Raw genomic sequence first — 727 nt, 5'->3', positions numbered from 1 at the left:
TATTTGTTCCCCAGCAAAACCGACGTCGGAATCGGCTCGCGTATCTCTACGTCCAGCACCCCTTTTTCTTTTTGCGCTAAAATATATTCAGCCCGCTGTTTCCATTTTACGTGTATTTCCCGAATGTCTTTCGTCGCGCACGCGAACGAAAACAAAAAAGCGCCGAGCGCGAATGCATAGAGCGCGGGGAAATTTTGTTTAATCTGTCCCTGCACTTCCAGCCGCCGCGCCAAAGAAAGCAAGGCGACGCACAGAAATACCACGCCGGTGAACGATGCGCGCGTCGGAAATTCTGGGCTTACCGCCATTGCGGTAAATGCCGCGAACCCTGCCGCCGCGTATAGCAGAGCGACCGCGTCGAAGTTTTCCGTTGGCGGGACAGCAGTTCAGCGCCCACGGCTGCCGCCGCCCCTGCCGGAATATAGCCGCTTTCAAAAAACGCCACGCGGCGAGCGCGATTTGCCGAAAAAACCACGCAAGGGGGCTGAACTGCGCTTTTAATTCGACGGTAGTGCCTCGGTAATGAGTGCCGGGCGAGAACAGCAGGAGCGCAAAACCGATTAAAAGCACTGCCGCGCCGAACACTTCAAAAAGCGCAAGCGGTTCTTTTTTATGCCGTTTCAGGACAAAATAGGAGATAAGGAGAAACAATGCCGCCACGCAGAGATTTTCGTTTCCCCAGCCGGCTATCGCCCTGAACGGAAAGACTATTTTCGATTTTCTTGAA

General features: G+C 53.8%; 2 protein-coding genes. Both read right to left on the bottom strand.

The genetic code is table 11. The features are described from left to right. Nucleotides 1-308 (bottom strand): DUF6056 family protein (locus AWU74_RS13230; protein ID WP_306701054.1); only part of this gene is annotated, 308 nt, incomplete at its 3' end. After that, a partial coding sequence (locus AWU74_RS13225) for a DUF6056 family protein (protein ID WP_306701053.1) occupies nucleotides 199-727 on the bottom strand: 529 nt, incomplete at its 5' end. The genes AWU74_RS13230 and AWU74_RS13225, both read right to left, overlap by 110 nt.

It is taken from the genome of Treponema endosymbiont of Eucomonympha sp. (assembly GCF_001028545.1).
Note: the sequence above shows the minus strand (reverse complement) of the source record. Positions and strands in the feature narration are given on the sequence as shown.